We start from the raw sequence: 6734 nt of genomic DNA on the forward strand, positions 1-6734 counted from the left end.
GCTCAATCCCACTGCGGCCCGAAGTCCGGGCTGACCAGGCGCTCGCCGCGGTCGAGGGCGTCGAGGGCCGCCAGGTCCTCGGCCGCCAGGGTCAACACAGGCGCGCGCAGGTTGCTCGCCAGGTTCTCGCGCCGGGTCGAGGACGGGATGACCGCATGGCCCTTGGCCAGCAGCCAGGCGAGCGTCACCTGGGCCGGTGTTGCGCCATGGCGCGCGGCGATGGCCGCGATCACCGGGTCGTCCATCACCTTGCCGTAGGCCAGCGGCATGTAGGCCGTCAGGTGGACGCCGGCATTCCGTGCGAAGGCCGCCAGCGCGCGGTTCTGCAGGTAGGGATGGAGCTCGACCTGGTTGGTGGCGATGTTGGCGGCGCCGACGGCGGCGATCGCCTCGCGCAGCAGCGCGACCGGGAAGTTCGAGACGCCGATCGCACCCGTCAGGCCGGCCTCGCGCGCGGCCAGCAAGGCCTCCATCGTTTCCGCGACCGGCACCGCGGCGCCTGGCGAGGGCCAGTGGACCAGGGTCAGGTCGACCCGCTCGAGACGCAGCTTGCGCAGGCTGTCCTCCAGGCTGGGCGCCAGCTTGTCGCCGGCCAGGTGCTCGGTCCAGATCTTGGTGGTGACGAAGACCTCGCCGCGGGCGACGCCCGATTCGGCAAGGGCCTGCCCGACCTCGGCCTCGTTGCCATAGATTTGGGCGGTGTCGATATGGCGGTAGCCCAGCTCCAGGCCGTTGCGCACGGAATCGATGGCTTGCTGGCCCTGGAGCCGGAAGGTGCCGAGGCCGAGTTGCGGCATGTGCATGATAAATCCTTTCAACGTAATTAATGGGTGGCGATGGCGCGGCCCGCTTCCAGCCGGGCCGGGACGCCGTCGCGGCGGTCCAGCCAGCCTGCGAGGGTGGTGAGCAGGAACGCGCCGACCACGACCAGGGCGCCGATCCAGGGCGTGGCCATCAGGCCCAGCTTCGCGACGATCAGGCCGCCGCCCCAGGCGCCCAGCGCGATGCCGACATTGAAGGCGGCGATGTTCAGGCCCGAGGCCACGTCGACCGCCTGCGGGGCGTCGCGCTCGGCGCGCTGCACCACGTAGACCTGCAGGCCGGGCACGTTGCCGAAGGCGACCGCGCCCCAGGCCAGCACGGTGAGCAGCACCAGCGGTTTGCTCGGCGCGGTGAAGGTGAGCACCAGCAGCACCAGGGCCAGCAGGGCGAACACGATCTGCAGCGCGCCCACCGGCCCCTTGCGGTCGGCCAGCTTGCCGCCCCAGATGTTCCCGGCCGCGACCGAGACGCCGTAGACCAGCATCACCAGGCTGACGGTGCCGGCCGCGAAACCCGCGACTTCCTGCAGGATCGGCGCCAGGTAGGTAAAGGCGATGAAGGAGCCGCCGTAGCCGAGCGTGGTCATGGCGTAGACCAGCAGCAGCCGCGGTTTCTTGAGCACGGCGAGCTGGGTCAGGAGGCTGGACGGCTTGCTGCCGGCGATGTTCGACGGCACCAGGATGGCGCTGCCGATCATCGCGATCACGCCCAGCAGCGACACCGCCAGGAAGGTGGCCTGCCAGCCGAAGTGCTGGCCGATGAAGGTCCCGAGCGGCACGCCGGTCACCAGGGCCACGGTCAGGCCGGTGAACATCAGGGCGATGGCGCTGGCGGCCTTTTCCTTCGGCACCAGGCTGGTGGCGATGGTCGAACCGATCGAGAAGAACACGCCGTGGGCCAGGCCGGTGAGCACGCGCGCCGCCATCAGGGCGCCGTAGTTCGGAGCCATCCAGGCGACCAGGTTACCTAAGGTGAACAGGGCCATCAGGCCAAGCAGCAGCTGCTTGCGCGGCACGCGGCCGGTGAGGGCGGTCAGCACCGGCGCGCCGACCGCCACGCCGAGGGCGTACAGGCTGACCAGCAGGCCCGCCGACGGGACCGAGACGCCGAGGCTGGCGGCGATGGTGGGAATCAGGCCGACGATGACGAACTCGGTCGTCCCGATGGCGAAGGCGCTCAGCGTGAGCGCCCAGAGTGCGAGAGGCATGATGGTTTCCTTGTGGGGGCATTGACGAGGCATGCAGTGTGCCGTGCCGGCTAGCAAGGAAAAATGGGCGGACGTACAATAGACTTTTGAGCTGGAGTCACGAATGATCGATGTCGACGCCTTGATTGTGTTCTCCGCCGTCATAGATGCCGGATCGTTTTCGGCCGCGGCCGAGCGCCTCGGACAGACGCCCTCGGGCGTCTCGCGCACCATCTCGCGCCTGGAGGAGCAGCTGGGCATGACCCTGATGCGGCGCACCACCCGCCGCCTGCAACTGACCGAAGAAGGAAGCTGGCTGCTGGGCCGAGCGCGCAGCCTGCTGGCGGACCTGGCCAACACCGAGGCGGAAGCCGCCGCGCGCCGTTCCCAGCCCTCGGGCCTGGTGCGCGTCAACGCCGCCACGCCCGCCCTCGACCATCTGCTGGCCCCGCTGGTCCCGGCCTTCCTGGACGCCTACCCCCTGGTACAGCTGGAGCTGGTCAGCGGCGAGACCTATGTCGACCTGATCGAGGAACGGGCCGACCTGGCGATCCGCATCGGCGCGCTGCCCGATTCGACCCTGAACGCGCGCCGCCTGGGATGGAGCCGCCTGCGCGTGCTGGCGGCGCCCGGCTATCTGGAGCGCCACGGCATGCCCGCGACGCCGGCCGGACTGGAGCGCCATCGCTGCCTCGGTTTCGCGGCCCCGGCCTCGCTCAACACCTGGCCCTTGCGGCACGAGGGCGCGGAAGGCTGGACCATCGCGCCGGCGGTGACGGCCACCAGCGGCGGCACCCTGCGCGAGCTGGCGCTGGCGGGGGCGGGCATCGTATCGCTGTCGGATTTCCTGACCCGCGGCGACCTGGCCGCCGGCCGTCTGGTGGAGGTGCTGCCCGGGCACAGCCTGCCCTGGGGCCAGCCGGTGTGGGCGGTGTTCTACAAGCAGGGCGCGCTGGCGCCGCGGGTGGCGGCCCTGGTCGACTTCCTGGCCGCGCGCCTGGGCGAGGTGCTGGAACGCTAGGGGCTTGTGTCAGAATACCGGCCTGATCGACATCGACACGTATATGGACAAGCTGATTTCGGAATTGCGCCGGCTCTACCTGCCGGCGGACGCGCCGCCGCCCGAGGCGCTGGCGCGCCACCTGCGCGGCGAGGAGACGCTCGCCATTCCACTGGCGACGGGTGAGGGCATGGCCCGCGCCGTCGTCATCCCCTTCCGCAAGAGCGGCAAGCACGGCGAGCCCGAGGCGCACTGGACGCGCCTGTGCGCAGCCGCCAACGCCTTGCAGCAGGAACTGGACTTGCCGGCGCCGGCGGTGAGCATCGGGGGCGACGGCGCCTATGGCCTGTGGCTGTCGCTGGAGCAGCCGGCGCCGGTGGCGCAGCTGGCCGAGTTCGTGACCCTGCTGCGCGCGGCCTGGTTCCCCGAAGCCGAGCTGGACGCCGGCCGGCTGTTCGATCCGGTGGAGCTGCCGCCTTGCCTGCACCGCGCCAGCGGGAAGTGGGCGGCCTTCATCCACCCCGGCATGGGGGCGTCCTTTGCGGACGAGGCGGGCCTGGACATGGCGCCGCCGCCGGCGGGGCAGGCCGCTTTCCTGGAAGGCCTGGAGCGCATCGGCCCGGCGCAGTTCCTGCAGGCGCTGGCCAGGCTGCGCCCATCCGCGCCGTCGCCGTCGGCGGGTGCGCCGGCCCCTGCGCCGCGCGCCGCGGCGGCCGAGGGATTGCTGCTCAAGGACGCCACCCTGGAAGACATCGTGGCCCACCTGCACGCACTGAATATCGAGCCGACTTTCCGCCACATCCTGCCGCGCTAGACGTGGCGAAGTTGCCACAATTTCTTTTACGGAAACAAATTTTTCTCAAAAGAATGCACTTTTGACACGTCTGGTGCTATCCTGTAGGAACCATCCTACAGGAAACGCCTCATGTCCAGCCGCCTTCGCACCCGCCGCATCCGGCCGACCGGTTCGTCGAAACGCATCCGGCTGGCTGCGCTCGCGCTGATCGCGGCCGCGGCGGCGGGCGCCGGCGCCACGGCCTGGATCTCGGAACCAGGCGTGCAGGCCGCATTAAAGGCTGCCCCCAGCGCACCGGCGCCGGCGCCTGCGGGCGCGAGCTCGCAACCCCTGCCGGTCCACACCATGGCGGCGGCCGTGCGCCGCATCTATCCGTATTCGATCGTCCCCGGCGGCGCGGCCAGCCGCGAGGAGCTGGCGCAGGCGATCAAGGCCGACAAGGTGGTCGCCGACCATTACTCCGGCTTCGACGTCGACAAGGCCCAGGTGGTCACGGTCGCCAAGCCGCGCGCCGTCTATGTGTCCTACCGCAAGGGCGACAAGGTCTACTGGACCTCGAAGAAGCTGATGCTGGCCGAAGGCGAGACCCTGCTCAGCGACGGCAAGAACGAGATGCGCACGCGCTGCGCGAACCGCATTTCCGACACGCCGCAGCTGCCGGTCGCCCCCGGCGAACCGAGCGAAGCCGAGCTCGACGTCCCGGTAGCGGAAGAGGGCAGTGTCCAGGATATCGCGGCCGAGATGGTCGAGGACGTCGGCTTCGACGGCCAGCCTTACCAGCTCCGGACCTTCGCCAATGGCGCGGGCCTGGCGCCGGGCGCCGAACCGGCCACCACGGGCTTCCAGTTCGCCATGAACAGTGCCGGTCCGATGCCTTATCCGCGCTACGAGACGGGCGACGTCTCGCGCACCGTCACCAGCCGCGATCCGGGCGCCGCCGACAGTCCGGACGCGGTCATCACCGAGCCGGCGCCGGGCACGGATTCGTCCAGCCCGGGCGCGCCGGCCACGCCGGGCACGGACAGCGGCACGACCGGACCGGGCGCACCGAAGCCGCCCACCGGCGGCGGCGATACGTCCGCGCCGGGTCCGGAACCCAAGCCGGATCTGGAGCAAGACCCCGCGCCGCAGCCGGAGCGCGACCCGACTCCCTTCATTCCGCCGCCGCTGGGCCAGCCCGAGCTGCCGCCCGAAGGCATCGACCAGACCGGTCCCGCCGACGTGCCGGAACCCGGCACGCTCTGGCTCGGCGGCCTGGCCGGCCTGGCCATGCTGCTGCTGCGCCGCGGTGCGCGAGGGCGCCGGGGCTGATTCCGCGAGTCCGCATACCACGATGAGGCCCGCCATGACGGCGGCGCCTGGGCAGGGACCTCAGGCCTCAGGGGCGTGGGTCACCGCTTCGATGTTGTGTCCGTCCGGGTCGATCACGAAGGCGGCGTAGTAGGTCGCGTTGTATTGCGGACGCAGGCCGGGCGCGCCGTTGTCTTTGGCGCCTGCTTCCAGCGCCGCGCGATAAAAGGCGTCGACCTGGGCGCGGGTGGCGGCCGCGAAGGCCAGGTGCAGGTGGGCCGGTTTTTCGGTGGCCTGGAACAGGCAGAAGGAGACCGGGCCGTCGCCGCACAGTTCGACGCCGTAGGACGGCTCGCCTTCCGCGACGATGGCGACGCCCAGCGGCGCCAGCGCCTTCGCGTAGAAGTCCCGGCTGGCGGCGAAGTCACCGACGCCGATCTTGACGTGGTCAAACATGCTGTCTCCTCATGAAAGGTGGTGCTCAGCCGGGCAGAGGCGTGTCGGTGCGCTTCAGGGTGCGCAGCACGAAGCTCGACTTGCTGTGGCGGATGCCGGGGATTTTATACAGCCGCTCGCGCAGCAGGCGCTCGTAGTCGCGCGTGTCCTTGACCGCGATGCGCACGAAGTAGTCGTAGTCGCCCGAGATCAGGCTGGCCTCCAGCACTTCCGGGATCGACTCCAGCGCGCGCCCGAATTCGTACAGGGTCTCTTCGCTGTGGCTGTCCAGGGTGACCTGCACGATGACGGTGTCGTGGTAGCCCAGATGGGCCAGGTCGACCTTCACCGTATAGCCCTGCAGCAGGCCAGTGTCGCCCATGCGCTTGATCCGGTTCCAGCACGAGGTGGTCGACAGCCCGACCGCGGCGCTGATCTCCTGCAGCGGCGTGCGCGAGTCCTTCAGCAGGATCGCCAGGATCGCGCGGTCGGCCGCGTCGAAAATCTTTCTTTCCTTGTCCTCATCCATGGAAAACCTTTCACTTTTCAGCCTGAAACGGTGTGTGATTATGAAGCACTTTCAGGTCTGAAGTGAATACCATTTCAGGCATGGATACTTTTGCCGCCGCGGCGCCCGCCGCCACCTCTACTTCTTCCGCGCCGACCGGCGCCGGCCTGCTGCTCGACCTGCTGGTGCGGGCCGGCGTCGACACCGTGTTCGGCTATCCCGGCGGCGCCGTGCTGCCCCTGTACGACGCGCTCCAGCAGGAGCCGCGGCTGCGCCACGTGCTGGTGCGCCACGAGCAGGCCGCCGTCCACGCCGCCGAAGGCTATGCGCGCTCCACCGGGCGCCTGGGCGTGGTGTTCGTCACTTCCGGGCCCGGCATGGCCAATACCACCTCGGGCCTGCTCGACGCCTTGAGCGATTCGATTCCCATCCTGTGCATCAGCGGCCAGGTGCAGACCGCCTCGATCGGCACCGACGCCTTCCAGGAATGCGATGCGCTCGGCATTTCCCGCCCCGTCACCAAGTGGAATGCGCAGGTGCGCAGCGTCGCCGGGATCGCACCGGCCGTGCTGCGCGCCATCCGCGAGGCGACGGGCGGCAGGCCGGGGCCGGTGCTGGTCGACCTGCCCAAGGATGTGCAGGCGCAGCCGGGGCCGCGGGCCATAGCGGCGGCGGGAATTTAAACGACCGCGCCCGC

7 protein-coding genes and 1 pseudogene are annotated in these 6734 nt (G+C 70.0%); 4 read left to right on the forward strand and 4 right to left on the reverse strand.

Going from position 1 to position 6734, the window contains the following annotated elements; translation table 11 throughout:
- Positions 1–2: 2 nt before the first annotated feature.
- Positions 3–803 (reverse strand): 2,5-didehydrogluconate reductase DkgB, encoded by an 801-nt coding sequence (gene dkgB / locus KBW98_RS18550; RefSeq protein ID WP_211521647.1) that lies wholly within the window; start codon positions 801–803, stop codon positions 3–5.
- Between the two features lie 20 nt (positions 804–823).
- Complete coding sequence (locus KBW98_RS18555; protein WP_211521648.1) at positions 824–2029, reverse strand: MFS transporter; 1206 nt, start codon at positions 2027–2029, stop codon at positions 824–826.
- 103 nt (positions 2030–2132) lie between these two features.
- Here KBW98_RS18555 and KBW98_RS18560 point away from each other — a divergent pair, with 103 nt between their 5' ends.
- The 3 genes from KBW98_RS18560 (at position 2133) to KBW98_RS18570 (ending at position 5115) form a co-directional block, all read left to right on the forward strand.
- The gene (locus KBW98_RS18560; protein ID WP_211521649.1) at positions 2133–3029 is read left to right on the forward strand and encodes a LysR family transcriptional regulator; all 897 of its coding nucleotides are present in this window, start codon (positions 2133–2135) and stop codon (positions 3027–3029) included.
- A 4-nt stretch (positions 3030–3033) separates the two neighbouring features.
- Positions 3034–3822, forward strand: a complete 789-nt coding sequence (locus tag KBW98_RS18565; RefSeq protein WP_229429283.1) for a hypothetical protein — start codon at positions 3034–3036, stop codon at positions 3820–3822.
- 111 nt (positions 3823–3933) lie between these two features.
- Entirely contained in the window at positions 3934–5115 is a 1182-nt protein-coding gene (locus tag KBW98_RS18570; RefSeq protein ID WP_211521650.1) for a PEP-CTERM sorting domain-containing protein, read from the forward strand.
- Positions 5116–5175: 60 nt separating this feature from the next.
- On the opposite strand, the gene KBW98_RS18575 is transcribed toward KBW98_RS18570, so the two are convergent.
- Together KBW98_RS18575 and KBW98_RS18580 are read right to left on the reverse strand one after the other, a co-directional pair.
- Positions 5176–5550, reverse strand: coding sequence for a VOC family protein (locus tag KBW98_RS18575; RefSeq protein ID WP_211521651.1), 375 nt, complete (start codon positions 5548–5550; stop codon positions 5176–5178).
- Positions 5551–5575: 25 nt separating this feature from the next.
- On the reverse strand, positions 5576–6058 hold the full coding sequence (locus tag KBW98_RS18580) for an Lrp/AsnC family transcriptional regulator (RefSeq protein WP_211521652.1): 483 nt from the start codon (positions 6056–6058) through the stop codon (positions 5576–5578).
- A gap of 80 nt (positions 6059–6138) precedes the next feature.
- Between KBW98_RS18580 and KBW98_RS18585 the strand changes: the two are divergent.
- Positions 6139–6678: pseudogene (locus KBW98_RS18585) on the forward strand (thiamine pyrophosphate-binding protein); the annotation flags it as partial.
- Positions 6679–6734 lie beyond the last annotated feature (56 nt).

This window comes from Massilia sp. ST3 (assembly GCF_018119405.1).
GTDB lineage: Bacteria > Pseudomonadota > Gammaproteobacteria > Burkholderiales > Burkholderiaceae_D > Telluria.